Source organism: Pseudomonas sp. AC229, from assembly GCF_979254655.1.
Genome location: NZ_CEEDHK010000093.1, coordinates 1 through 240, shown reverse-complemented (window position 1 = coordinate 240; position 240 = coordinate 1). Strand labels below are relative to the sequence as shown.

The window sequence follows — 240 nt, the reverse complement described above, 5'->3', positions numbered from 1 at the left end:
CAGGGGCGCAGCCAGGAGGCGCGGCGCCTGGCCGATGGGTTTCTGGCCAGCCACGGCCCCTCGGCCGAAGTGGTTTATTGGCTGGGGCTGCTTTGCGAAGTGGAGCGCGACATGCCCGGCGCCCCGGGGTTTTACCGCAAGGCCTTGTACCTGCAACCGCACCACCCGGCCGCCCTGGCGCAACGGGCGGCGCTGCTCGCGGCACAGGGCGACAAGGCCGGTGCCGAGCGCTTGCAGGGG

At 72.5% G+C, this 240-nt stretch carries 1 protein-coding gene; it reads left to right on the top strand.

Features of this window, described 5'->3' with window-relative positions; all coding sequences use genetic code 11:
* A partial coding sequence (locus tag AC0IW7_RS24990; protein WP_471821549.1) for a tetratricopeptide repeat protein occupies positions 1–240 on the top strand: 240 nt, incomplete at both ends.